27 protein-coding genes and 1 riboswitch are annotated in these 22,062 nt (G+C 40.2%); of the genes, 7 read left to right on the plus strand and 20 right to left on the minus strand.

The features are described from left to right. Window positions 1–8: 8 nt before the first annotated feature. From V6C11_RS08990 to V6C11_RS09010, 5 genes are all read right to left on the minus strand, one after another. Entirely contained in the window at window positions 9–740 is a 732-nt protein-coding gene (locus V6C11_RS08990; RefSeq protein ID WP_333530803.1) for a 7-carboxy-7-deazaguanine synthase QueE, read from the minus strand. Continuing rightward, window positions 741–1,304: a DUF366 family protein gene (locus V6C11_RS08995; RefSeq protein WP_333530804.1), complete on the minus strand. Its 564-nt coding sequence runs from the start codon at window positions 1,302–1,304 to the stop codon at window positions 741–743. A gap of 1 nt (window position 1,305) precedes the next feature. Beyond that, the gene (queC, locus tag V6C11_RS09000; protein WP_333530805.1) at window positions 1,306–2,004 is read right to left on the minus strand and encodes a 7-cyano-7-deazaguanine synthase QueC; all 699 of its coding nucleotides are present in this window, start codon (window positions 2,002–2,004) and stop codon (window positions 1,306–1,308) included. After that, a complete protein-coding gene (queD, locus tag V6C11_RS09005) occupies window positions 2,004–2,390 on the minus strand; it encodes a 6-carboxytetrahydropterin synthase QueD (protein ID WP_333530806.1) in 387 nt (128 codons plus the stop codon). The genes queC and queD overlap by 1 nt, the downstream gene beginning before the upstream one ends. Before the next feature lie 111 nt (window positions 2,391–2,501). Further along, window positions 2,502–3,581 (minus strand): tetratricopeptide repeat protein, encoded by a 1,080-nt coding sequence (locus V6C11_RS09010; protein WP_333530807.1) that lies wholly within the window; start codon window positions 3,579–3,581, stop codon window positions 2,502–2,504. Window positions 3,582–3,776: 195 nt separating this feature from the next. Here V6C11_RS09010 and V6C11_RS09015 point away from each other — a divergent pair, with 195 nt between their 5' ends. Then, window positions 3,777–4,229, plus strand: coding sequence for an N-acetyltransferase (locus V6C11_RS09015; RefSeq protein WP_333530808.1), 453 nt, complete (start codon window positions 3,777–3,779; stop codon window positions 4,227–4,229). Between the two features lie 90 nt (window positions 4,230–4,319). Here the strand turns inward: V6C11_RS09015 and V6C11_RS09020 are convergent, their stop codons facing one another. After that, window positions 4,320–5,219 carry an NAD(P)/FAD-dependent oxidoreductase gene (locus tag V6C11_RS09020; protein WP_333530809.1) on the minus strand — a complete coding sequence of 300 codons (900 nt, stop codon included), beginning with the start codon at window positions 5,217–5,219 and terminating at the stop codon, window positions 4,320–4,322. Window positions 5,220–5,358: 139 nt separating this feature from the next. On the opposite strand from V6C11_RS09020, the gene V6C11_RS09025 reads away from it, so the two are divergent. Then, window positions 5,359–5,553, plus strand: coding sequence for an LAS seventeen-binding protein 3 (locus V6C11_RS09025; RefSeq protein ID WP_333530810.1), 195 nt, complete (start codon window positions 5,359–5,361; stop codon window positions 5,551–5,553). Between the two features lie 56 nt (window positions 5,554–5,609). Here the strand turns inward: V6C11_RS09025 and V6C11_RS09030 are convergent, their stop codons facing one another. Continuing rightward, entirely contained in the window at window positions 5,610–6,206 is a 597-nt protein-coding gene (locus V6C11_RS09030) for a TatD family nuclease-associated radical SAM protein (RefSeq protein ID WP_333530811.1), read from the minus strand. 79 nt (window positions 6,207–6,285) lie between these two features. On the opposite strand from V6C11_RS09030, the gene V6C11_RS09035 reads away from it, so the two are divergent. Further along, window positions 6,286–6,684 carry a TIGR04086 family membrane protein gene (locus V6C11_RS09035; protein ID WP_333530812.1) on the plus strand — a complete coding sequence of 133 codons (399 nt, stop codon included), beginning with the start codon at window positions 6,286–6,288 and terminating at the stop codon, window positions 6,682–6,684. 35 nt (window positions 6,685–6,719) lie between these two features. On the opposite strand, the gene V6C11_RS09040 is transcribed toward V6C11_RS09035, so the two are convergent. From V6C11_RS09040 to V6C11_RS09050, 3 genes are all read right to left on the minus strand, one after another. Continuing rightward, entirely contained in the window at window positions 6,720–7,721 is a 1,002-nt protein-coding gene (locus V6C11_RS09040; RefSeq protein WP_333530813.1) for a two-component system sensor histidine kinase NtrB, read from the minus strand. A 545-nt stretch (window positions 7,722–8,266) separates the two neighbouring features. Continuing rightward, complete coding sequence (pssA, locus tag V6C11_RS09045) at window positions 8,267–8,770, minus strand: CDP-diacylglycerol--serine O-phosphatidyltransferase (RefSeq protein WP_333530814.1); 504 nt, start codon at window positions 8,768–8,770, stop codon at window positions 8,267–8,269. An 89-nt stretch (window positions 8,771–8,859) separates the two neighbouring features. Then, window positions 8,860–11,646, minus strand: a complete 2,787-nt coding sequence (locus tag V6C11_RS09050; protein WP_333530815.1) for a helicase C-terminal domain-containing protein — start codon at window positions 11,644–11,646, stop codon at window positions 8,860–8,862. A 124-nt stretch (window positions 11,647–11,770) separates the two neighbouring features. On the opposite strand from V6C11_RS09050, the gene V6C11_RS09055 reads away from it, so the two are divergent. Next, window positions 11,771–12,103: a hypothetical protein gene (locus V6C11_RS09055; RefSeq protein WP_333530816.1), complete on the plus strand. Its 333-nt coding sequence runs from the start codon at window positions 11,771–11,773 to the stop codon at window positions 12,101–12,103. A gap of 123 nt (window positions 12,104–12,226) precedes the next feature. Beyond that, the gene (locus V6C11_RS09060; RefSeq protein WP_333530817.1) at window positions 12,227–12,658 is read left to right on the plus strand and encodes a peptidylprolyl isomerase; all 432 of its coding nucleotides are present in this window, start codon (window positions 12,227–12,229) and stop codon (window positions 12,656–12,658) included. A 178-nt stretch (window positions 12,659–12,836) separates the two neighbouring features. On the opposite strand, the gene V6C11_RS09065 is transcribed toward V6C11_RS09060, so the two are convergent. The 4 genes from V6C11_RS09065 to V6C11_RS09080 all read right to left on the minus strand — a co-directional run bounded on the left by V6C11_RS09065 (window position 12,837) and on the right by V6C11_RS09080 (window position 15,476). Continuing rightward, the gene (locus V6C11_RS09065; protein ID WP_333530818.1) at window positions 12,837–13,658 is read right to left on the minus strand and encodes a hypothetical protein; all 822 of its coding nucleotides are present in this window, start codon (window positions 13,656–13,658) and stop codon (window positions 12,837–12,839) included. 170 nt (window positions 13,659–13,828) lie between these two features. Continuing rightward, window positions 13,829–13,957: riboswitch (FMN riboswitch) on the minus strand. 112 nt (window positions 13,958–14,069) lie between these two features. After that, window positions 14,070–14,582 carry a GNAT family N-acetyltransferase gene (locus V6C11_RS09070; RefSeq protein WP_333530819.1) on the minus strand — a complete coding sequence of 171 codons (513 nt, stop codon included), beginning with the start codon at window positions 14,580–14,582 and terminating at the stop codon, window positions 14,070–14,072. 186 nt (window positions 14,583–14,768) lie between these two features. Then, window positions 14,769–14,957, minus strand: coding sequence for a hypothetical protein (locus tag V6C11_RS09075; protein ID WP_333530820.1), 189 nt, complete (start codon window positions 14,955–14,957; stop codon window positions 14,769–14,771). A gap of 27 nt (window positions 14,958–14,984) precedes the next feature. Then, window positions 14,985–15,476: a GNAT family N-acetyltransferase gene (locus V6C11_RS09080; protein WP_333530821.1), complete on the minus strand. Its 492-nt coding sequence runs from the start codon at window positions 15,474–15,476 to the stop codon at window positions 14,985–14,987. 71 nt (window positions 15,477–15,547) lie between these two features. Here V6C11_RS09080 and V6C11_RS18695 point away from each other — a divergent pair, with 71 nt between their 5' ends. After that, window positions 15,548–15,796, plus strand: coding sequence for a flavodoxin family protein (locus tag V6C11_RS18695; RefSeq protein ID WP_442886058.1), 249 nt, complete (start codon window positions 15,548–15,550; stop codon window positions 15,794–15,796). A 45-nt stretch (window positions 15,797–15,841) separates the two neighbouring features. Here the strand turns inward: V6C11_RS18695 and V6C11_RS09085 are convergent, their stop codons facing one another. Further along, the gene (locus V6C11_RS09085) at window positions 15,842–16,726 is read right to left on the minus strand and encodes a DMT family transporter (RefSeq protein WP_333530822.1); all 885 of its coding nucleotides are present in this window, start codon (window positions 16,724–16,726) and stop codon (window positions 15,842–15,844) included. A gap of 412 nt (window positions 16,727–17,138) precedes the next feature. Between V6C11_RS09085 and V6C11_RS09090 the strand changes: the two genes are divergently transcribed. Further along, window positions 17,139–17,339 carry a cold shock domain-containing protein gene (locus V6C11_RS09090; RefSeq protein WP_333530823.1) on the plus strand — a complete coding sequence of 67 codons (201 nt, stop codon included), beginning with the start codon at window positions 17,139–17,141 and terminating at the stop codon, window positions 17,337–17,339. Between the two features lie 37 nt (window positions 17,340–17,376). On the opposite strand, the gene V6C11_RS09095 is transcribed toward V6C11_RS09090, so the two are convergent. The 5 genes from V6C11_RS09095 to trxB form a co-directional block, all read right to left on the minus strand. Beyond that, a complete protein-coding gene (locus V6C11_RS09095; protein WP_333530824.1) occupies window positions 17,377–17,844 on the minus strand; it encodes a CarD family transcriptional regulator in 468 nt (155 codons plus the stop codon). Window positions 17,845–18,299: 455 nt separating this feature from the next. Further along, the gene (locus tag V6C11_RS09100) at window positions 18,300–18,986 is read right to left on the minus strand and encodes a metal-dependent hydrolase (protein WP_333530825.1); all 687 of its coding nucleotides are present in this window, start codon (window positions 18,984–18,986) and stop codon (window positions 18,300–18,302) included. 269 nt (window positions 18,987–19,255) lie between these two features. Beyond that, the gene (locus tag V6C11_RS09105) at window positions 19,256–19,795 is read right to left on the minus strand and encodes a hypothetical protein (protein ID WP_333530826.1); all 540 of its coding nucleotides are present in this window, start codon (window positions 19,793–19,795) and stop codon (window positions 19,256–19,258) included. A gap of 143 nt (window positions 19,796–19,938) precedes the next feature. Next, on the minus strand, window positions 19,939–20,784 hold the full coding sequence (locus V6C11_RS09110; protein WP_333530827.1) for a flavodoxin family protein: 846 nt from the start codon (window positions 20,782–20,784) through the stop codon (window positions 19,939–19,941). A gap of 299 nt (window positions 20,785–21,083) precedes the next feature. Further along, complete coding sequence (trxB, locus tag V6C11_RS09115; protein WP_333530828.1) at window positions 21,084–22,007, minus strand: thioredoxin-disulfide reductase; 924 nt, start codon at window positions 22,005–22,007, stop codon at window positions 21,084–21,086. Window positions 22,008–22,062 lie beyond the last annotated feature (55 nt).

The raw sequence follows: 22,062 nt of genomic DNA on the forward strand, positions 1-22,062 counted from the left end.
TCAGCTCCTTAAAGTTGCCCCATCATCAAATGAGTTTGTGGGATAACCCTCACATTTTTTAGTGTCTTAAGTGCTTGCTCTTGTAATAAGAGAAGTGAATGGTTGTCCAAGGGAGCAATACCTCCCTTGGGTGTTACAGGTTGTAATACTAATTCAATATTCCGGTTTATGTTTTTTATTAGTTCAACAACTTGTTCCAACTCGTCAAAGTTAGTAGCAGAAGAAACCACTACCTTAACGTAAACATCTTTTTGGGAAGCAACTTGCAAAAACTCCTTGTGCAGCTCCCAGGGGGTTTTTTCTTTGGTTGAACTGAATAATTTAATATCCATACTGATTATGTCAATTCGGTTAATTATTGAAGCTAATTTTTCCGGCAAAGTACCATTGGTTTCCAAAAAAATTCCCCGTTTGGTTCCCTGAACAAGAGGAACCAATTGAGCAATATAATCGGTGTGTAATAGTGGTTCACCACCTGTAAGACTCACCGAGTGATGATTTTCTAAATTATAATAATGCTTAATTAGTTCAGCCATCCTTATTGGTTCCACAGGATTTTTGATTTGTATGAAGTCCCTTAGACCTGGCGTCTTTTCTAAGACAAAGTGCTCAGGTTTAGTATTTGTCGGTGTATCACAAAAAGCACAATTCAAATTGCAGCCTGTAAACCGTACAAATACTTGTCTTGTACCAACGTAAGGACCTTCTCCCTGTACCGAAGAAAAAACCTCTTGAAACAACTAACTTACCCCCCTAACCTTACACCTTGCCAGGCGGATGCTTTCTATTTCCTTTTTATATTTCTGGGCTATTAAGTCACCAAAGGGGAGTATTTCATCTGTTGACAAGCCTAGATCAGCCAGGCCAATGGTTGGTACAGGTGTATTTTGGGAAGAAACATTTAACCCAGTATGAATCATGGTAGATACCGGACTAGCTGTAGCAATGGATACAGATAATTTTAAGTTGTCTTTATATAGATCATCGCCACTGCGAGAAAATTTGATACCCATTCTATCTTCAATGATTTCCTTAATGATTGCAATAAAAAGTCTTTGACGAATAACCGTACTCTCTAAATGATGGTCAAAGTGTTCAATAATAAAATGCAGCATATCTTCGCTAAAAATAGGGGAATTTGCGCGAACATCCGCTAAATCCACCATTTCGGTTAAGGCCACCTGACAGCCACCCCGGAAACAAAGAATACTATCTCCCTGAAGGCCATAATTGCGAAAGGCAAAAAGGGAAGACAACTGAGTACCATCATATTTTAACGGTGCTTTGAGAACCTGGACTAGCAAGCTATTTCCCTCCCGAATTAGTTTCGAATAAGCTTAGGGGCAAATCTATATTTTGCTTGCGAAAGGCCCGCATCAAACGAAGACAACTTTCACATTTGCCGCACATTTGGGTAGACCCATGATAACAACTCCAAATCAATTCCCAGGGTAATCCTAACCGAACCCCCAAGGCTACGATTTCCTTTTTATCCAAACGTCCTGTATAACTTAAGACTTTAACTTTATTCGCAGTGGAATAAAACATGGCGGCAGTTGCTGCCGCGGAGAATTCCGGCGTGTTATCGGCAAAAGTCACAGCTTCTTCACGGTTAAACCCTGTAATGACGAGCTCACAATTAAGAGTTTCGGCAAAACAGGCAGCAATGTTGACAAATAATCCGTTACGATTTGGCACCCAAACCGCAGCAGCGTTTTTTGTGGCTAAATCACCCATGTCCAAATCCTGAGCTGCTGGCTCTGGCAACTGACGATCTTGATTAACCAATGCTGTTTTGGTGATTTCCGCCAACCAAGGCAGTTCAATAACTTGAAAGGGTATCTTGTAGTATTCGGCTAATTTACCTGCAGCCTCTATTTCACGTCGGGCAGCACGCTGACCATAGTTTATGGTCAGTGCCAATCTTACATCTCCCTCTGTTTGGGCATAGGCTAGATTTACCGCTGAATCCAACCCTCCGGAAAGTAAAACGACACTATTCATCAAAAATCCTCCCGATAGGTAGCATAAGCATCGGGAGATTCCCAAACAGAAACCTCTTTAAGCCTTACACCTTCTCTAATATTTCCTACCCTTTGAGCTAATGCCTGGAAAATATAGTAGGATATGTTCTCCGCCGTAGGGTTTACCCCAGCTTCTCCAAAGCCAGGTAAATCATTTAAATAACGATGATCAAATTGATCCACAATGGCAGCAAGTTGTTTTTTAATATCCTTAAAATCAACTAACATACCCAGTTCGTTGAGACTATGACCAGAGACCTTAACTTCAACGGTCCAAGTATGTCCGTGGAGATTTGCACAATCACCTGGATACCCACATAGAACATGGGCGGCGGAGAATTTACTCTTTACTGTTAATTCGAACATTTGTCTTCCTCCCTTAAAAATAGTATTTCTCCCGGCCCTAAACTTTACTATATTCTCCCCAACTTCCATTCTCCCTGCTAAAAGGCAAAAAAAATAGCCATCATTTGGCTACTAAACTGCCAAACCAAAGGCTTTCTCATAACACGCAGCGGCTTCTTTCATTTTACCCTGATTAATTAGTAGATCTGCCCTAAGCCCCCAGGCCCGGTAATTTTGGGGTTCAAGATCCAAAATTTTCATTACCGTATGGAGGGCTTCTTGTATATGTCCTAAACTTTCTAAGCAAACACAATAATTTAAGAGGAAGGTACAATTTTCGGGGGAAAATTTTAAGGCCATTTCATAGTTTTCCAATGCCTCTTTCGGGTTGGCGATATCTTCATAGCAAATTGCTAGATTATTGTAGAGAGTAGCATCATTGGGATAGGCTTTGATAGCACTTTTATAACAATCAATTGCATTAGAAGTCCTCTTCATAAATCTGTAACAGGATGCCAGATTGCTTAACAAAGTAATATCTTGTGGTAAATACTGACGAGCAACTTCATAACAAGCAAGTGCCTCTTCGTATCGTTCCAGATGGAATAAACTATAACCTTTATTATTTAGCAGTTCTGGGCTGTTAATTCCCTTAAATTGAGCCTCAATGTAATAGGCTAAGGCTTCCTGGTGCTGATTAAGCTTGCTTAAACAAATACCCGTATTAAACAAAATAGCTGAATCACCATCTAAAACCATGGCTTGCTTAAAACAAGCAAGGGCTTCACGATATCTTCCATTCTCCAAGAGATAAAGTCCACTGTTGTTAAATTCAGAAGTTTGATCCTCAGTTGGGTCAGCATAATATGCAGGTAATTCCTCCCGCAGCTCTAAAATTTCACTTTGTTCCCAATGATTCGGTTTAAGCCCCCTATTTTTAGACCGCTCCAACCAATAAATAAAACTTCCCGGCCCAAGACCAGAGGCAGCCTTTTTACAATGTAAGGCGGCTTGATCAATTTGACCCAGTTTTAGATAAATGCGACTGGCCTGTAAGTGCAAGTCCGTATTATCTTGGTCTATTGCGATGGCTTTCTCAAGGGAACGCAATGCTAACTTACCGGCCCCGGTTGCTTCATACAGGCAGGCTAGATTTTGAAAAAAATTTATCCTTATTAATGTTTTTAATAGTATCTCCTTAAAGCTCAACATTCAGCACCGCTCCTTTATTAATATTTGAAATAAACTTCTTGGGCGGAGCCTTGTATTCCTTCCACTTATTACCATTTTCGTGCGTCAAATCAATCTCAAATGTGACAATATTCTTTTAAATTAAATCGTTAATTTAGATTCCAATGGCGAAGTCTAGGGTGTATATTATAGGTAGAAACCATGAGGGGTGATATTATGCAAGTAATGAAAGCCCCAGACAGAGAAATTGAGCGTTTTCAAACTATATTGGAAGACTTAATGAAACACTCCCTTTGTCTGGTAAAGCATGTGTTGTTCCCCAATTGTGTATATCTAACTTCCACACAGCACAATAACGAAGTAGAAGAAGAAAACTTTTATTTAATTTTCCAACTAAAAAAGGACCGGGGTGGCTTACCCCAGGCCAAAATTCATTATATCCAAATACCACTGTCATTAAGACAACAAAATCTTGGTACACAGGTTTATCAGTTATTAGAAAATTATCTTAGAACGAGTGGTTGCCTTTCCATTGAGTTGGAGGCCAAGGTCAATACCTTGGACCCCAGAGACAATTCCGTTGGCTTTTGGGGTAGACAGGGTTTTTTACCCAGTGTACATTACGCCTTTGACGATGAAAACTTTCCCATGACCAAGAGATTGGTGTAACAGCATCTTTTTGCCTTTAGCCTTTAGCTCTTAGGCTTTCGATTTTGTGCTAAGGGCTAAAAGCTAATGGCTTCCGGCCATGACCATTTTTCAGGACCTAGCTTTTAGCTCGTCAATATATTTCACAGCACTTAAAGCTGCTACCTGACCCTCCCCGGTTGCTTTACTTAATTGATAAGGTGCACCTATACAATCCCCCGCAGCAAAAACTCCTGGTATGTTTGTGGCACCTGTACGATCCACCTTAATTCCTTTAGTGGAAAAATCAAGACCTGGTACCAATTGATCGGGTAAGACGGAATCACGAATGATGAAGATACCGTCTGCATGAATTTCACCACTGTCCAACGCCACACCGGTGGCCCATATTTCTCCGATAATTCTTAAAGGTTTACCATTAACCACTTTAATACTTTTATCAAGCTGAATTCCCTGCGCATCCTGTTCTTTAACCTGGGAAACCAAAGTAACCTCTGAAGCCAATTCTGCTAAGAAGTTTGCTTCTTCTAACCCCTCTTTATTATAGGCCAAAATGATAACCTTTTTTCCTTTATACAGAGGTCCGTCACAGGTGGCACAGTAGCTAACCCCTCTCCCCAGGTATTCAATCTCTTGCTCAATTGGTTTGATGGTGCTGACCCCACTGGCAAGGATAACCGTTTTCGCCGCATAGAATTTATCCCGGGATTGTAGAGTAAAGCCATTCTGATCCGGATAAACTCCGGTAATCTTACTTTGGCTGATTTTCAAACCCATTGCTGTTACGTGTTGCAAAAACCTTTGACGAAGCTCTTCACCCTTTATATTGTGAAACCCAAGATAATTATCGATATGTGGTGCATGGTGCAGTTTCGGGCTGCAGAAATCTGTACCAAAGATAGCAACCTTCTTCTTCCGAATAGCCCCATTTATTGCAGCAGATAGGCCCGCTGGCCCACAACCAATAATGGCAATATCAAAAGTATCGAATACGTTCATATCTCTACTCATAAATTTCACCTTCCTGATTTTTTTATTATTCTTTCCCGGTAGTTTTTTTCTAACACGATCAGAAAATATAAGATTTTAGTGTATAACTAAAATTTATCTGGTGAAATTAATACAAATGGTCATGGAGGTGTTTATTTTAATGACAGGGGATAATAGAAATAATTATCAATTAGAAGAAGAAAAGCATGATGATCCGGGCAAAAAATTTGTTCATGAACCAACTGGCTCTGCCACCCATATTCATGTCGATGGTAAGTGGGAGCATGACTTTTATGATCATAACAGTAATAAAGATCGCTCAGGCGGCACCGGAGATAATCCATTGGCTGAATAAAACAGCACCCCGAAATTGGGGTTGCTGTTTTATTCAATTTTGGCACATGGTTTACATTAAATTGTTGGTTTTCTGAGTCGAAACTCCGCACCTAAATCTTCCGCAATGGCACGACAGGCCCCTACATCTACCCCCGGCCATTCAACCACAGATAAAATAACCCGGGGAATCACCCCTACACATTTTCGTGCAAATTCCAACATAGCAAAATAAGCATTCTCACCATCTACAGGCTTGCATATTTCCGTATAAACGGCGGCATTTTGAGCATTTAAAGAAATTGACATGATATCAACTAATCCAACTAACTCAGGGGCAACATTATGCCCATAATAACGATTAGCCTGACCATTTGTATTGATGCGAATGCACTTAGCACCCATTTCTTTGAGCTTTTTAGCAACCTCTTTAACAACATCCAGCCTTATCAAGGGTTCGCCGTAACCACAAAAAACGATCTCTTGATACTGCCCGGGATCTTTTACCGTTGCTAAGACCTCATCGATAGTGGGTTCTTTATTTAACCATAAATTAAAGCCAATTCCCGAGGGTGTTTCGCGAATACAAAAAGCACATTTGTTTAAACATCGGTTTGTAACATTTAGATATAACGTTTCACCAATTTGATAACTTAAGATAAATTCCCTATCCATATTGTCTTCCTTTCTTTTATGGCATAAACATCAGTTTGCCACATAAAAATATGTTAAATAGTGTTAGGAGGTAAAAAATATGGCTTTTAAGCAAGATGTCCCAAGGACTCCCATGTTAAATTTTACTTCAATTTTCCGTGGAACCTTAGTTGCTTTGGGCTTTTCATTCGTTTTTAGTGTACTGGCCGGGTTAATCTATTATTTTACGAATGCTCCCGAAAAATCGATGTCTTGGGTTGCCATCCTTATACTTTTTTTAAGTGTTTTACTAGGCGCTGGTTATGCTGCAAGAAGGACTCGCAGTAAAGGGCTTTTTAATGGCCTTGGCGTAGGAATACTGACCTTTATCATAATTTGGCTATTAGTTGGTTTGTTTTTGCCCGGAAATGTGTTATTTCCCAGTGCCCTTGGAAAATTGGTATTGGCTCTTGCAGCCGGTGGACTAGGTGGCATATTAGGTATCGGTTTAACCTCTTAGCCTACTAAGGGGTTTTCTCTTTATAAATCGGATCATTAAGCCTTTGCTAAAGGTAAGGTCACAATAAAGGAACTACCCTTGCCAGGCTCCGAATAAACCGATATTTTTCCACCATGGTTGTCAACAATTTGATAGCTTACCGGAAGTCCTAAACCTGTACCCTCGGGACGGGTTGTGAAAAATGGCTGAAACAGCCTTGGTATATTCTCTTTATTAATGCCAATACCTGTATCAATAAAAGATACGGATATAGCCTTATTATTTTCAATGTACTGAGCGAAAACTCTAAATTCTCCCCCGGTTGGCATGGCGTAAATTGCGTTAGTTGCCAAATGCAAAAACACCTGTTTTATCTGATCCTCATCTAATATCATTAGCGGCAACTGGTCATTGTAATCCTTAATAATTTTAATTCCTTTAATATTTGCTTCTCCCTCAACTAATAAAAGCACTTGATCTAACATTGCAGGTAAAGAGGCAAAGCTGAGATTGGGGGTTGTCCTCCGGGCTAATAACAATAATTCTTTGATGATACTATTAATCTGTTCGATTTCCTTTAAAATAATATTAATATGTTGCCTTGCAGGATCATCCTGGGAAAATCGCTGTTCGATTAATTGTACCAAACCTTTTATAGAAGTGAGGGGATTACGAATTTCATGGGCTGTTCCAGCTGCCAATTCTCCTATCATAGCAAGCTTTCCCCTCTGACTTAAATGTCTGCTTAAAAAGGCTTGTTCAGAGACCTGACAGGCAATTAAAAGTGCTCCCTCCTGTTGTCCCGATTCATTAAGTATTTTTGTAGTACTTAGATACATATAGACAACTTCCTGAGCATCTTGGTAATTGTAATATTGTTCATGAAACTCTTCATCCCTTTGCAGGGTTTGGGCAAGGAAAAATAAAGGGGTATCCGTGGGATATGTATTTTGCAATATGTTTATTTGACTCTCACCAGGAGAGACACCGGATATTTTCCTGGCAAAATTGTTAAGCAGAATAATTTTGCCAGTTTGGTCCACGGCAATGATTGCCATGGATAGGTCCTCAAACAATTTAAGTCCTTTGTGGCTGCTTAAATCATGGTCAACCTTTTTAAACTTCCATAACATAAAAAACACGATGCCAGTCACAAAAATTAAATTTAAAAAAAAGTAAACATAACGATTAAGATTATAATTTTCATAAGTCCACTGTGATACACCTAGAAATAATATTATGCAAATAAAAAGCTGAGCCAGCGAAGACACCCTCTTCCAGCAATAACCAATATTATTTAATTGGTAAATTTGTTATATAATGTAAAATACGACTATAATATCCGTAAGTCCTGCATAAAAGCAAATGTTTTTACATTTTTTTAAAAGAATAAGGCAAGCCACCCGGCCTGCCCTATTCTCAACTCCAAATTTTTAATAAAAAAGAACGTATAAAATTGGGAAGCCGTACAAAGTACACACGCATTCCTTTCACCCCTCTTTAATCTGAATTCCTTATTATTGTATTAGTTTGGGGTCAATATTGTGCATCTGTGTAACAATATGACGTCTTAGCGTAAAAAATACCATGCAGAAAAAATTTGCTAGAATTTCGGTATTTTTACTTTACTAATCATTAACCAAGATAATAACAACATAACCATGGGAAGTACTAAAATAGGTAATTTTCCAGAGGAAATGATTAATAGTGCCACCGTACCGCCAGCTGCGGTGATGGGGACACCCATAAAACTTCCAGAAAATGTACTAACATTAAATCTTGCTAGTCGCAACGCACCACAGGTAACAAAGGCCAAAGAAATAGCTAACCCCCAATAGCCCCAATTCGATAATTGTAAGGCGTATGCTAAAATAGCCGGTGCCACTCCAAAGGATACAAGGTCTGATAGGGAATCTAATTCCTTACCAAACTCAGAAGAAACATTAAGTTTTCTTGCAACTTTGCCATCCAAATAGTCCATAACACCAGCTAAGAGCACCATCATACCACCTTGAATGTACTCTTGATCCAGTGCCAGAACTAAGGCAAAGACACCAAATAATAAATTGCCCAGTGTAAATAAACTGGGTATGTGTTGACCTTTCATCGGGAACCTCCCCGCAATATTTTAAGATACTGCCTTATGCATTACTTTATTTTAGCACTGTCTACCATTTAGTGAAAGGGGTGGAGAGATTATTTTCCAACATTCAACCATTTATTTACTTTGTTGGAAATTTCTATCCAATTATCCCGAATATGATGTGCTACTGGCAGAGAATTAAAAAATTTATGTCCGTATTTTCTTTCGGCCAAGCGACTATCCAATACCACCACTACTCCCCTATCTTTTGGTCCCCGAATCAGACGACCAAAGCCTTGTTTAAATTTGATAACTGCCTGGGGGATTTGGTATTCCATAAATCCATTTTTCCCTAAGCGAGATAATTTTTGCAGCCTTGCTTCAGTAACTGGATGGTTTGGGGGGACAAAGGGCAGTTTTACAATAATTACGCAGGACAATGCATCACCTGGTATATCGACTCCCTCCCAAAAGCTTGCGGCACCAAATAAAACAGTTCTTTTTCCTTCCATAAATTGCTCCACCAAGCGGCTTCGACTGCCATCCAGTTCATGACCAAGTAAACAAATATCCTCAGCTTCATATTGCTGTTTTAGCCGCTGATAGGTCTCCCTTAGGGAACGATGGGAAGTGAATAGCACAAGGGTACGACCTGCCGCTGCTAAAGAAATTTGAAAAATAGCCTTGGCTAAAACATCATGATAATCCTTACCAACCGTTTGTCCCGGCTGTGGTATATTCCTGGTAACGCATAAAAGAGACTGTTCACCGTAATTAAAGGGCGAGCCCAGTTGTTTTTCCAGAACATTATTTGGCGACAGACAATCAAGCCCAATGCTTTTTTGATAATGTTTAAAATTGCCGTCCACGGAAAGGGTTGCCGATGTTAAAATAACTGGCCTTGGCTCAGAAAACAATTTTTCGTACAACAGCGGTCCAACGTCAATGGGAGCAGATCTCAATATCACCTCGGGTGAACTGCCGCCCCCTTCAACCCAGTAAACTTGGTCATCTTCGTAACTCCTACAGATTAATTCAAGACTATTACTGAGGTCTTGACCGATGGAGGCCCAGGAGGATAAATCCCGAATGATACCGGGTGTATCTCCAGTAACCGATCTCTCTTCAAGTTGGTCTGACATTTTTATTAATACCTGACAAAGGGTTCGCAGATTTACTAATAAATTATCCAATGCGGAATCCACTGCGGGCGGTAAACTGGGACTACCCTCTAGTTTTCCCTCCTGGAAAAATCGCATACTTGAGCGGCCTTCCGCGTTATTCGCAGTAAAATTGAGCCAATTTGTGAGTAGTTCAAAAAAGCTTTGGGCAGCCTCACGGGTTTTCTGTTTTGCATCATTGCCTTTGACGATTAGCTTTGGCCATAATTCATTTTCATCAAGGAATAAAGCTTGATCGACCCTTTTCTGGAGTTTTGTAACGGCAGCTAACCATCGCACAACTTCTAATCGGGTGGCTGATCTACCCAGGTGATCTGTGGCACAGCTTTCCAGGTGATGGGCCTCATCGATAATTAAAGAGCCGTAGGAGGGCAAAATCATATTGTCCGCATTAGCGTCACTAAGCAGCAAGGAATGGTTAACGATCACGATATCTGCCCGTTCTGCCCTACGCCTGGCAGCCATAAAGAAACATTTTTCTTTAAAGTAACTACAACGGTTACCCAGGCAGCCATGACTTTCACAGCAAATACGATACCAATATTCTAGATCCTGATAACTCAAGATCAGATCCGCTTTATCACCTATATTGGTTTTGTATAGCCAAATGAGAATTTTGGCTAAAAAGGCTGCTTCTTCCTGGGTATGGTTGGTTTCCTTCATTAAAGATTGCCAGCGCCGAAGGCATAAATAGTTGCTGCGACCTTTCATAATGGCAGCCTTAAATTCATAATTGGGTAACTTTTCTAGTATAGGAATATCCTTATTCCATAATTGCTCCTGCAAATTAATGGTATGGGTAGAAATAATTACACGCTGATCCTTTTGTTTGGCCCAGGCTATGGCAGGCACTAAATATGCCAGGGATTTCCCAGTACCAGTACCAGCCTCCACTAAGACTATTTTATCCTCATTAAGGCCCTTGATGACATACTCCATCATCTCACATTGCTGGGATCGAAAATGAAAGCCAGGCAAGGTTTTTTCCAGCAACCCCGCCTCACCCAGGACAGCTAAACAATGTTCCTGATTTAAATTACCTTCTTGTTCTGACCGATGTTCCTTAGGCTTATCATCCTCTTTAGCCCCTGGTAAGGGAGCTGTGATTTTTCTATTCGGGAATAATTTGATCATTTGGCTGCTCAAGGTTTGCAACACAGGATGCCACGTAGAACTGGCTTGACTCAAAAGTTGGCTTAATTGCCAAATGATGTCTGGTTCAAATTCTCGGCATTGATCGAGTAATTTTAGCAGTAGGCCAGCACAACCCCTGGCATCGTCAAGGGCTCGATGCTGGTTTGGTATCAATATATTCAGGTCATTGCATAGCCTACCCAGACGATGACTGGAAGCATTGGGCATGATATATTTGGCCAGTTCAAGGGTATCGTAAAGTGTATTTAAGAGTGGTTGCTTTGCTGCTGCGGTTAAAAAATCGTAATCAAATTTGACATTGTGGCCCAACAACGGGTAATCTTCAATAAAACTTAGTATCTGGGGCATGATTTCCTGAATATCAGGGGCATTCACAAAGTCCTGATCATTTATGCCAGTAAGGCGTTTTATCTTAACCGGCAAGATACCCCTGGGCCGAACCAGGGAGGTAAAATATTCGCTTTCCTGGCCGTCAATTATTTTGACCAGGCCCACTTCAATTATTTCGTCCTGCAAGCAGTTTAGCCCCGATGTTTCCAGATCCAATGCCACAAAGGTTAGCATACCTGATACCCCCAGTACTTAACTAAGAACATAATTGGTCAAAATAATTATACATAAGTGAACAACTTACGTATAGCTCTTTTGCTATAATATATGTATATGGATAACGGTGGGAGGTTAATAAATGGATATTCACGAAGCACTGCGTCTTTTGGAAGATACACTGGGACATGCCTTTATTAAAAAAGAAGTACATAAAATGGATGGTTGGAATCCAGAATCCAGTATAAATTTGCATCCCTTGGTTTTACTTTGGTATAAAATCAGGGAGGAGTCGGGCTTTACAGAATTGACCGATGCTCAACCAAATTCTCAGAGATCAAGGGAGTTACTGACCTTGGCAGATCTGATACAAAATGTAAAAGATGATCCGGAATTTCCAAGGTTGCAGAGTTTACTAAGGGATTTAGAACATTGGGAAGCTGCAATCGCTCAAATGAGAGAATTAAAAACCTAAATCAATAAGGCTATGGCATCCGCCTGGGAGGACCATGGGCCGTGGTTTTTTTATGACATTATTTGCCTGTATGACTTCTTTGTAGTAGAATAATGAGAGTTATTGACAAAGGAGGCGCTTTTTTTGAAAAAAGGTAGTATCGAATTAGAAAATGGCGGTAAGATTTTAATTGAGTTTTTCGACGAAGCAGCACCTGGAACAGTTGCTAACTTTGAAAAATTAGCCAATGACGGTTTCTACAATGGTCTTAACTTTCACCGTGTAATCCCCGGCTTTGTTGCCCAGGGCGGTTGCCCCCATGGCACTGGTACCGGTGGCCCTGGCTACACCATTAAGTGTGAAACAGCAGGCAACCCCCACAAGCATGAACGTGGTTCCTTATCAATGGCCCATGCCGGTAAAGACACTGGTGGCAGCCAATTCTTTATCGTCTATGAACCACAACCTCACCTAAATGGTGTACATACTGTATTTGGCAAAGTTACTGAAGGTATGGAGTTTGTTGACCAGATTAAACCCGGCACGAAAATGAAAGAAGTTAAGGTTTGGGAATAGCAATGATAAAAACCAGCTCTGTTAAAAGGGCTGGTTTTATCAATTGTATGCTTATGTCACATTTGCTATAAAATGTGAATTAACACAGGAGGTTTTAACTATAAGAAATGACAAGTGTATGCATTTGTTTAAAGTAACAACAAATACTAGTGGCCTGAAAGAACATTATAGTGTAACCTCACCTTTTAACTTGATTTGGAATGGCCCAGGCCTGAAGCACTTCCCGGAGGTCATTATAGTCTAAGCTAACACGATAACTATACTCTTGGCTCGGCAGGGTTCCCTGAGGAAAAGATACTTCCATATTTTGGGGAAACAAGATAATATATTCGGGTTTCAATGCAGCTTCCATTTCGGCCCGTAAAGCAGGAGCGGCAACGACAAACTTATCCAAGAGCCACTGTCGGGTTTTCTCCTCTGGCAGAGTAAACATATCCCAGTTACTCAGCACCTCACCAGTCTTCCGGTCAAACGCCGCACCCAGACGAATCTCCTGTGCCATCTGCCCATTCACGGGTAGGGTTACTGATGTAAGAAAGCACATGATATTATCGTTAGAGGCTGTGGGAGCAATATCCTGACTGATAAAACGTTCCTGGTATACCTTTCCACTTTCCTTACAGGTCAGATACTCTTCATAAGCATTTTGCAGTTCAGCTAGCGTGTCGTAGAGTAAGCCCTGCCCTTCATAAAATCCACTGACGGCCTTTTGGGCAGACTCACTCAAATCATCGAAGCTCTCCACCCCACCGACATAAACATTGTCCGGGCCAATAGAGACTCGGATGGTTAGTAGAATGGTTCCATCCGAAAGCTTGTAAAGAGCATCGTCAATATAATCTCTCCGCCACAGGTTTGCGCTTTCACCATCAGAGAAGGTTATTGCATTTTCCCGCTCCAACACCCATGTTTCTTCCCCTTGTTTGGGATTGTCAGAGCAGCCCGCCAGCAAAACCAGACACCACAGTAGAACCACTGACAACAGCCGTTTTATTTTCATGAAAAATCCCATCGCTTTCCATCGTATAGTAGCTGCATAATACGGACTAGCATGTAGTGCAGTAACTGTGCTTGTTCCTAGTTGCTAAAAATAATAGCCCCTGGTTCGGGGCTATTTGACGATTTTTAACTTATCTTTTGTTCAAGTGATTTCCGGTAGGTTACTGACTGTCTTATCCTCTTCCATCCGGACTATACCGTCATCTCTGGCTTCTAACCAGATCTGCTGTCCTCCTTTTGGGCTTCCAGAATAAACTGGCTACCGCGAGTGGGGAATTTCACCCCGCCCTGAGAACAAGTTAGGTAAAATATACCACTTTTTACCGTAATGTCAATATCTTATTAAGTTAAGAAATAACATAACTAAAGGAACCTTCTTTTTAGTAGGTAAGCATTAAGTCCAATTATTAATTTAAATACCAAACGCAGGTGGATACTTAACGGTTCCTTTGATGTTTTTCAACGCTCCGGGGTAAAGTTCTAGAACCATGAATGCTTCATCGGGTACCTCAAATGGGGCTTCCAATCCCACCGACCTAGCCGGTACAAAACCAAAACGGGGATAATAATTCGGATGACCAACTAAAACTACAATCTTGAATCCTAATCTCTTACATTCTTCCAGCCCTTGTTTAATAAGCTCCGTACCAATTTTGCGGTTTTGATAGTCAGGTAGAACCGCCAGTGGTGCAAGACTAAGAACGGGTATATTCCCATTATCGGTTTCTATCGTGATGGTGCTAAACATTATATGCCCTACAACTGTGTCGTTAAGAACGGCAACTAAGGATAGTTCCGCATTATAATTTTCTGACTTTCTAATGGCTTCCACAAGTTTTGGTTCAACATGTTTATTAAATGCCCTTAAATTAACGTTATAAACTTCGGGATATTCTTTTTGGCTTTCGGGACGAATTTCAAACATCTTTCTGAATTCCTCCTAAATTTTAATTGTTACGGAAGAATCCTTACATGTTCAGAAGACCTGTCTGCTATGAAGGACTTCCGTAACCCCTTGTGAATGTTTCTAATAATACCGACATCCCATCAACTCCTCTATAAATTTCTAATGAATTTTTTACTTCTCCCATCAGCATAATGGCTTACTGAATTAGTTATGAAAGAAATTACTGCGTGCATCCCTTTGTATCTCATATTTCAATCGTAACTCTTTTAATTTTTGCTTTAAATTTTCTTTTTCACCAGCTATTTTACATTTTGCAAGCTCTTGCTCTATGCTTTCTATCTCTTTTAGTAAAATGATTTCTATTGGTAATTCCCCTGCACTTTTTAGGACCATAGCAATTATTTTAAACTAAAAAATACATTAGACAACTCGAAGGCCAAGGATTACTAAATCCCTTTCTATTCCATCCAGAACAGCTACTCTGGGCAAATAACCCCAACGTTCAAAATTAAATCTCAAAAACAACTGTAGACTTGGTTCGTTGTGACCAAAGATAAATCCCAGAATCGTATGAATCCCTAATCTTGGAGATTCTTGAATTGCCTTGGACAGTAAATTTTTACCGATACCCTTTCCTCGATGCTGTTCGGCAATATAAATGCTAACCTCCGAGGTAGCATGATAGGCTGGCCTGTTATAAAAAGAGGAGAAACTTAACCAACCTAAAATATTGCAAGTGTCCTCTATAACCCAGATTGGACGATTATTTGGATTGTGTTCACGAAACCAAGTTAACCTACTTTCAACTGTTACCGGGCTAGTGTCAGCCGTGACCATTCTAGAAGAAATAGTCGAATTGTAAATATCTACTATCGTTGGCAGGTCCTTTTCAACAGCATATCTTATATTCAAAGTTATCTCCTCCTCTAATCCTTTGACATTCGATTGTATGATACAATTAAACCAAAAACGGGGTAATTACTATGAAGATAGTCGGTTTTTTGGGTAGCCCACGTAAACATGGAAACACTGCAATATTACTCAATAGGATAATGGAAGGAGCTAAAAAAGAAGGGTCTGATTGTATCCTTTATCACACCAATGACCTAAATATAAAAGGTTGTCAAGGATGTAATGCCTGTAAAAGAAACCTGAATGGTATACATACTGTATGCACATTCGATAAAGACATATCCTGTAACAGGTGGTTCCTGGTTCATAATCAAGAATAAAAATAAAAGTAAAAAGACAGGTTGTCCCTGCCTTTTTACATCCTACTAACTCTTCTTCTTAAGCGTAACAACCAGGACGCCTAATAAAATCAACGCCCCACCCAGAAAAAAGTTTAAATCCAAACGTTCATTCAGTAATAGCCAGCCTAAAAAAGAGCCGACCAAAGGTTGGAAGAAGAAAAACAACGACCCAATTCCAGCATCAATCATCTCCATGCCCTTATTCCACAGGAAGAAAGCACCCGCCGTTGATACCGTCCCCAAATACAGAACACCAAGGATGATTTCCGTATTCAGCACGATGTTGTTCGTTTGAATCTCCCACAACATAAACGGCGTTGTAAAAATTAAAGCAAATAAAATAGCATAAGTTGTTATGGTTAATGAGGAGTGGTTGTATGATGCAACTTTAACATAAACAGATAGTAATGCCCATGTTATAGCAGCGCCTACTAAAATGATGCTTCCCCAAAGGTGACTGCCAAGGCTTGAATCCCAACCTACAACAATTGCAACCCCAATAGTAGCTAATAAAAGAGAGAAAATCTTGCGTGTAGTAAGTCTTTCTTTTAAAACCAATCGGGCAAATATTACAATGAAGGCTGGTGTTGCTGAGGTGATTAGTGCACCTGTATGGGCATCTGAAAGTTTCGTCCCGATAAACTGAAAAGAAATTGAAACAAAATATCCAATAAATCCAATCCATCCTAAGAGCAGCCAATCCTTCTTTTCAAATTTTTCAGGATTTTTATTTTGGTTTTGGGAAATTCTTAAGATTAGATATAAAACAAAGAACGCAACCACATATCTTAACCAAACAAGAGTAATTGGGGGTATAAAATCCAGTACATATTTACTTACCACATACATACTGCCCCAGATACTAGCTGCTAAAGATAAACATATTGCTCCTAATACCGTATTGTTCATGATCGGTTACCTCCGCCTATTTAGAAAGATTTTTATAGCAATCTCTAGACGAGGAGGCTTTAAACTTATCTGTTCATCCCCGTCCTAGGAATGAACGGAGGGTTGGTCATTTTCAAACAAATTATTGTAATACAATATTATTCTCCTTTCTGAAAGCCCTTCTAACCAAGTATAGCATAGATATTTGTTTAGAAACATTACCAATTATCCCATCGCTAATTTTTCATTTTTTACTAAAAGTTCTTGCATTGTAAGTTAAATAGTGGTAAAATATAAAAACATAAATTAACCTTTAGCTCACATATTGTAAAGGGTTGTTATTTGTGCGATGGAACCTTTTACAATGTGTGACTTTTTTATTTACTGGAAAATAAAAAATGATAACATTAATAAAAAATTGGAGGTAACAAATATGCAAGGTACAGTAAAATGGTTTAATGCAGAAAAGGGTTTTGGTTTTATTGAAGTAGATGGTGGTGGCAAAGACGTCTTTGCTCATTTTAGCGCGATAACCGGTGAAGGATACAAATCATTGGATGAAGGTCAACGTGTTGAATTTGACGTGGTAGAGGGTAATCGTGGACCACAAGCAGAGAATATTGTGAAGTTATAATGAATAATTAGAAGGACCACTTTTTAAAGTGGTCCTTCTAATTATTCATTACCTGATTTAATAAATCAGCCGCTTGTTCTTGACCAATTCCTTTTACTAAAACTAGTTCACTAATTAATATTTGTAGAGCATTATCTAACATTGCTTTATCTCCTGTGGAAAGAACTCTTCTTTTACTCATTAAAACTAGCTCACGGATAACCTCAGCCCCTTGGCAAATGTCGCCGGTTCTCATTTTATTCAAATTAGTTCTGTATCTTTGGTTTGGCTTAATGGTTGCGTCAAACTCCCCTTCATTGAGAGTTATAAATACTTCTTCCAATATATCTAAGCCCACAATAGGTCTTACTCGCGCCTCAGACTCCATGGGAAACATTACCTGCATGTTTCTAACATTCATTACATAATATAGCTGCTTATTCCCAAGGATCTCCTTTTCTTCAATTGCATTAATGATACCTGCCCCATGCATAGGATAAAGAACTTTATCCCCAACCTGATACATTCATTCACCCCCCATTTATTATACCTAATAAAGTATAACATGAATCACTAATTTTATCAAAAAATATTATTTTACACCTAATATTCACTGTAGTCAATATTTTTATTCTAAAATAAGCTGAGGTTCGGGAAGAATAGCAGCCCATAAGGATTACCTTATAGGTTGCATCATCATATCTGTATTTTACTTACCCTCCTTTTAGAGTTAAAATCTAAGCATAGCAAGGCTTCCAATGACTACCGAAAAGAGGTGCACGAACATGCTTAGATTATTTAAAGAACTTCTCTTTATTGCAGATGTTACTTATCAATATATCCACAACAAATCCAAACATTAATCTTAGACAGAATTAGGAAGTGTCGCAAAACTATTTATTAATAGGTAAAGCGACACTTCCTTTTTAATTGTTTGTAGGGAATGGTCCATACCATTCCCTACAATTTTGTGATAATATCTTATATTTCTATGGTATCCCCTGGTTGCATAATCCTCACCTTAGCAGCTGTTGATTGTTCTACCGACCTTTGGAAAGCAATTGGGTCTTGGTTTATGAGGGGCCAGGTATTGTAGTGCATGGGAATGACCTGTCTAGGATTTAACATCTTAACGGCTTCCAAGGCATCCTCTGGGCCCATGGTAAAATTATCGCCGATGGGTAAAAGTGCCGTATCAATGCTATTTAAGTCACCTATCAATTTCATATCGCCAAATAATCCGGTATCTCCGGCATGGTAAATTAGCCTATCCTCAACCTGGATTAAAAAGCCGCATGGGTTACCCAAATATTCAGCCGGGCCTTGATCACCGCCGGTGGAATTGCCGTGTAAGGCTAGGGTTAGTTTTACTTTAAAACTGCCAAAATCATGGGAACCGCCGAGGTGCATGGGGTGTACCTTAACCCCCTGCCTGGCACAAAAATTGGCCAATTCGAAAACTGACACAATGGTAGCTAAAGATTCTTTGGCGATGCTTAGGGCATCACCAACATGATCGCCATGTCCGTGGCTGACAAGAATATAGTCTGGTTTTATGTTGATATTCTTGGGAGCCACTGGGTTGCCGCTTAGGAAAGGGTCAATGGCAATGGTTACCTGTTGGGATTCCAATAAAAATGCAGAATGGCCAAAATAGGTAAGCTTCACTCTCATCACTCCAGGCTATGTAATTGAATTACTTTTCAGTAGTTTGTCCAACCAATTTATTAACCAAAACAATTGCTTCTTTGCTATGCTTCACTGTGAAAAGTTGCCGTGAGCCTTGGGTTTTAGTATGCAGTTATCTAATCCTTCGCTGTCGCTCAGGATGACATCGGTTTATAGGAACCCTGCTGCCTGGCTCCTTTGAGTGAAAGGTTCGTTTTAGGGTGGCAAAGAATGCAACCCAAAACAATGTCATATATGTTCGAGACTAGCTATTTATCCTTTCGTAGTATTTTACTAAATAAGTCCAGGATCTCCTTTATGGCCTGATCCTTATGCCCCGCTGCCTGAGATTTCTCATCAACACTTTTGGCCAGCATAATCTTGTTCTTAATGGTTTTGACCGTGTTATGACAGCTTATACCCGTGCCATTGTTAAAATTGATTGTTGATCTTCCCTCTAGTCCAGTCTGTTCAACTACCGAAGCAACATAATAAAGGTTTATATAGGCATAGCAGGGATCCCCTTTACACCGTGCAATACGTGTTTTTATTGGCAATAAAACATAGCCAGGTTTGAGCATTAAGGGGGGAAGTCCTATATCGCAATGATCCCGAAATTTATTACGTAAAGCTGAGTAATCCAATGCAAAATATTTGCAAAGGGCACGTCGAATACTTCGAATATTTCTCTTATCCGTGTGTTGGCTTCCATCGGTATAAGAGATGATTGTTCCATCACCTTGGGACAAATAAACCGGGTTGAGATATAAAATTGGCAAATCAAATTGCGAGTTTTGTACTTTAATCATGGTATTCCCTCCTTTTTAAATTACCAAGCTCCCAACGCATGGGTTAATTGCTAATTTATTCCATCTGGGTCGATTTGGTTACCATTTAAAGGAGGGAATTTACGGGCAGACCCACAGACTCAAAAGAACCGTCGTGAGTCTATTTACGGTTTTACCCACCAATCAAGGGAACGATAGGGTGCTTGCAGTTCTTTGTAATGGTTCTTCTTGGCGATAAACTCCTGTTTCTTGCTATTGAGAAACTCATCAAAATGATGGCGTTTTCCCTCATCACTGAAACGGTGCTTGGGTTCGGGATAAAAGATATATTTTACCTCCTGCCCTTCTACTTTAAGCTCACCCTTTGTGCCACAGAAGGGGCAGGTTATATCCTTGCCATCATATCGTAAAATTTCACTCCAACAGACCGGACATTCCGTTGCCTTGACCCTTCGCTGGTAATTGGGATCCACAAGGTTACGTCCCATTTGTCTAACCCTCGCCAGGTTTTCAGGATCTTCTAATACCTCACCAGGATTGGCCCCAAGAAATCTGGCACTATCAACCAGATGCAGATTTAAAAATTTTGCTGTAATATTTAATACTTCCTGGGCATAACCCTCCCAATCTGCTACTCCGTAACTGACAATGTTAATGCAAGGTTTGCCAGCAAAATCTTGATATTTGTTGCCCACTGAAAGAAACCGATCCTGCAAGATTTTAATACTACTATGTGGTCCTAAAAAATAGACCGGTGCAGCTAAAACCACAGCATCTGCAGCTCTAATTTTGTCCAGTAAAAAATTGAGGTCATCCTCAATATGACAGGGAACATCTGCCGGCAGACAACTATAACAGGCCCTACAGGGCCTTATATCCAGCTCAGGCAGTCTAATCATCTCCATCTGGTTATCCGATCCAGTTGCCTCCATGGCGGCTTTGGCCAAAATCTCAGAATTGCCAACCACCCTCCGTGACGCGACAATTCCCAGGATATGTTTCATAACCATCTCTCACTCCTTTACTCAAGTACTGCATAGGTTCTTTACCCCAGTTAGGTTTTCACACTGCTTTAGCCGTCAGCCTTTAGCTTAAAAATAAAAAGCCCAAGGCCCATGGCCCAAGGCTTAAAGAAAAGCTCAAGTGACCCCAAGCTAAAAGCTGATGGCTAACGGCTGAGGGCTATATATTTTCTTGTTGACTCAAATAAATATTTTTACCTTTGGTTATACTAAATTAAGTAGGTTGAATTCTCAACCTAATCTCCTCTCCCTTTCTCGCTGTATCTAACCCAAGATACAGCTTTTTTTTAATCTTCCAGGGACGCCAGGTACTTTTCTATTTCCATGGCAGCAATGGCACCATCGGCAACAGCAGTTACAACCTGTCTAAGTGTCTTTTGTCTCACATCTCCGGCCACATATAAGCCAGGAACGGAGGTTTCCATTTTTTCATTGGCTAAAATATAACCACGGGAATCCGTTTCTACTAAATCTTTTACCAGATCTGAATTGGCACTGGTACCTACGTATATAAATACACCATCCACTGCAAGCTGGGATAGTTCACCTGTTCTAACGTCTTTTATTCTCACTGCCTCAACTTGATTATCACCTAAAACATCATCCACCACGGCATGCCAAACAAAATCTATTTTTTCGTTGGCCAAGGCGCGTTTTTGAATAACCTTAGTGGCACGCAATTCACCCCTGCGATGAATAATATAAACCTTAGCGGCAAACTTAGTGAGGAACAAGGCTTCCTCCACAGCAGCGTCCCCGCCACCTACCACAGCAACGGTTTTATCTCTAAAGAAAGCACCATCACAGGTGGCACAATAGGAAACTCCTCTACCGTGAAATTTACTTTCACCCTGCACACCCAAAAATTGTGGTTTCGACCCACAGGCAAAAATAATGGTTTTGGCCTTGATGGTATCTTGACCCGTGGTAACCATAAATTCAGCACCCTGTTTTTCAATTTTTTCTACATCAGCAGTCATAATTTCTAAGCCAAAGGATCTGGCCTGCTCATCCATTTTTAGTGCAAGATCGATACCGCCGATACCGCCGGGAAAACCGGGATAGTTCTCTATCCACTCAGTGGCTGCTGCCTGACCCCCGGGCATACCCCTTTCGATTAAGACGCCATTTATATCAGCCCGTGCTGCATAAAGGCCGGCTGCATAACCAGCGGGACCTCCACCTACAATTACCAATTCTTTTTCTAACAAATCCGCACCCCCATAAATTTTGTCATGTCCGTTCTGCCATTATAATTATTATCTC

Source organism: Desulfotomaculum sp. 1211_IL3151, assembly GCF_036763075.1.
Lineage (GTDB): Bacteria > Bacillota > Desulfotomaculia > Desulfotomaculales > Desulfotomaculaceae > Desulfotomaculum.

Bases quoted from the DNA above. Each gene is read 5' to 3' on its own strand.
- queC (WP_333530805.1), bottom strand. From the start codon at position 2,004: ATGAATAGTGTCGTTTTACTTTCCGGAGGGTTGGATTCAGCGGTAAAT.
- queD (WP_333530806.1), bottom strand. From the start codon at position 2,390: ATGTTCGAATTAACAGTAAAGAGTAAATTCTCCGCCGCCCATGTTCTA.
- V6C11_RS09010 (WP_333530807.1), bottom strand. From the start codon at position 3,581: ATGTTGAGCTTTAAGGAGATACTATTAAAAACATTAATAAGGATAAAT.
- V6C11_RS09015 (WP_333530808.1), top strand. From the start codon at position 3,777: ATGCAAGTAATGAAAGCCCCAGACAGAGAAATTGAGCGTTTTCAAACT.
- V6C11_RS09020 (WP_333530809.1), bottom strand. From the start codon at position 5,219: ATGAGTAGAGATATGAACGTATTCGATACTTTTGATATTGCCATTATT.
- V6C11_RS09025 (WP_333530810.1), top strand. From the start codon at position 5,359: ATGACAGGGGATAATAGAAATAATTATCAATTAGAAGAAGAAAAGCAT.
- V6C11_RS09030 (WP_333530811.1), bottom strand. From the start codon at position 6,206: ATGGATAGGGAATTTATCTTAAGTTATCAAATTGGTGAAACGTTATAT.
- V6C11_RS09035 (WP_333530812.1), top strand. From the start codon at position 6,286: ATGGCTTTTAAGCAAGATGTCCCAAGGACTCCCATGTTAAATTTTACT.
- V6C11_RS09040 (WP_333530813.1), bottom strand. From the start codon at position 7,721: ATGGCAATCATTGCCGTGGACCAAACTGGCAAAATTATTCTGCTTAAC.
- pssA (WP_333530814.1), bottom strand. From the start codon at position 8,770: ATGAAAGGTCAACACATACCCAGTTTATTTACACTGGGCAATTTATTA.
- V6C11_RS09050 (WP_333530815.1), bottom strand. From the start codon at position 11,646: ATGCTAACCTTTGTGGCATTGGATCTGGAAACATCGGGGCTAAACTGC.
- V6C11_RS09055 (WP_333530816.1), top strand. From the start codon at position 11,771: ATGGATATTCACGAAGCACTGCGTCTTTTGGAAGATACACTGGGACAT.
- V6C11_RS09065 (WP_333530818.1), bottom strand. From the start codon at position 13,658: ATGAAAATAAAACGGCTGTTGTCAGTGGTTCTACTGTGGTGTCTGGTT.
- V6C11_RS09070 (WP_333530819.1), bottom strand. From the start codon at position 14,582: ATGTTTGAAATTCGTCCCGAAAGCCAAAAAGAATATCCCGAAGTTTAT.
- V6C11_RS09075 (WP_333530820.1), bottom strand. From the start codon at position 14,957: ATGGTCCTAAAAAGTGCAGGGGAATTACCAATAGAAATCATTTTACTA.
- V6C11_RS18695 (WP_442886058.1), top strand. From the start codon at position 15,548: ATGAAGATAGTCGGTTTTTTGGGTAGCCCACGTAAACATGGAAACACT.
- V6C11_RS09085 (WP_333530822.1), bottom strand. From the start codon at position 16,726: ATGAACAATACGGTATTAGGAGCAATATGTTTATCTTTAGCAGCTAGT.
- V6C11_RS09090 (WP_333530823.1), top strand. From the start codon at position 17,139: ATGCAAGGTACAGTAAAATGGTTTAATGCAGAAAAGGGTTTTGGTTTT.
- V6C11_RS09095 (WP_333530824.1), bottom strand. From the start codon at position 17,844: ATGTATCAGGTTGGGGATAAAGTTCTTTATCCTATGCATGGGGCAGGT.
- V6C11_RS09105 (WP_333530826.1), bottom strand. From the start codon at position 19,795: ATGATTAAAGTACAAAACTCGCAATTTGATTTGCCAATTTTATATCTC.
- V6C11_RS09110 (WP_333530827.1), bottom strand. From the start codon at position 20,784: ATGGTTATGAAACATATCCTGGGAATTGTCGCGTCACGGAGGGTGGTT.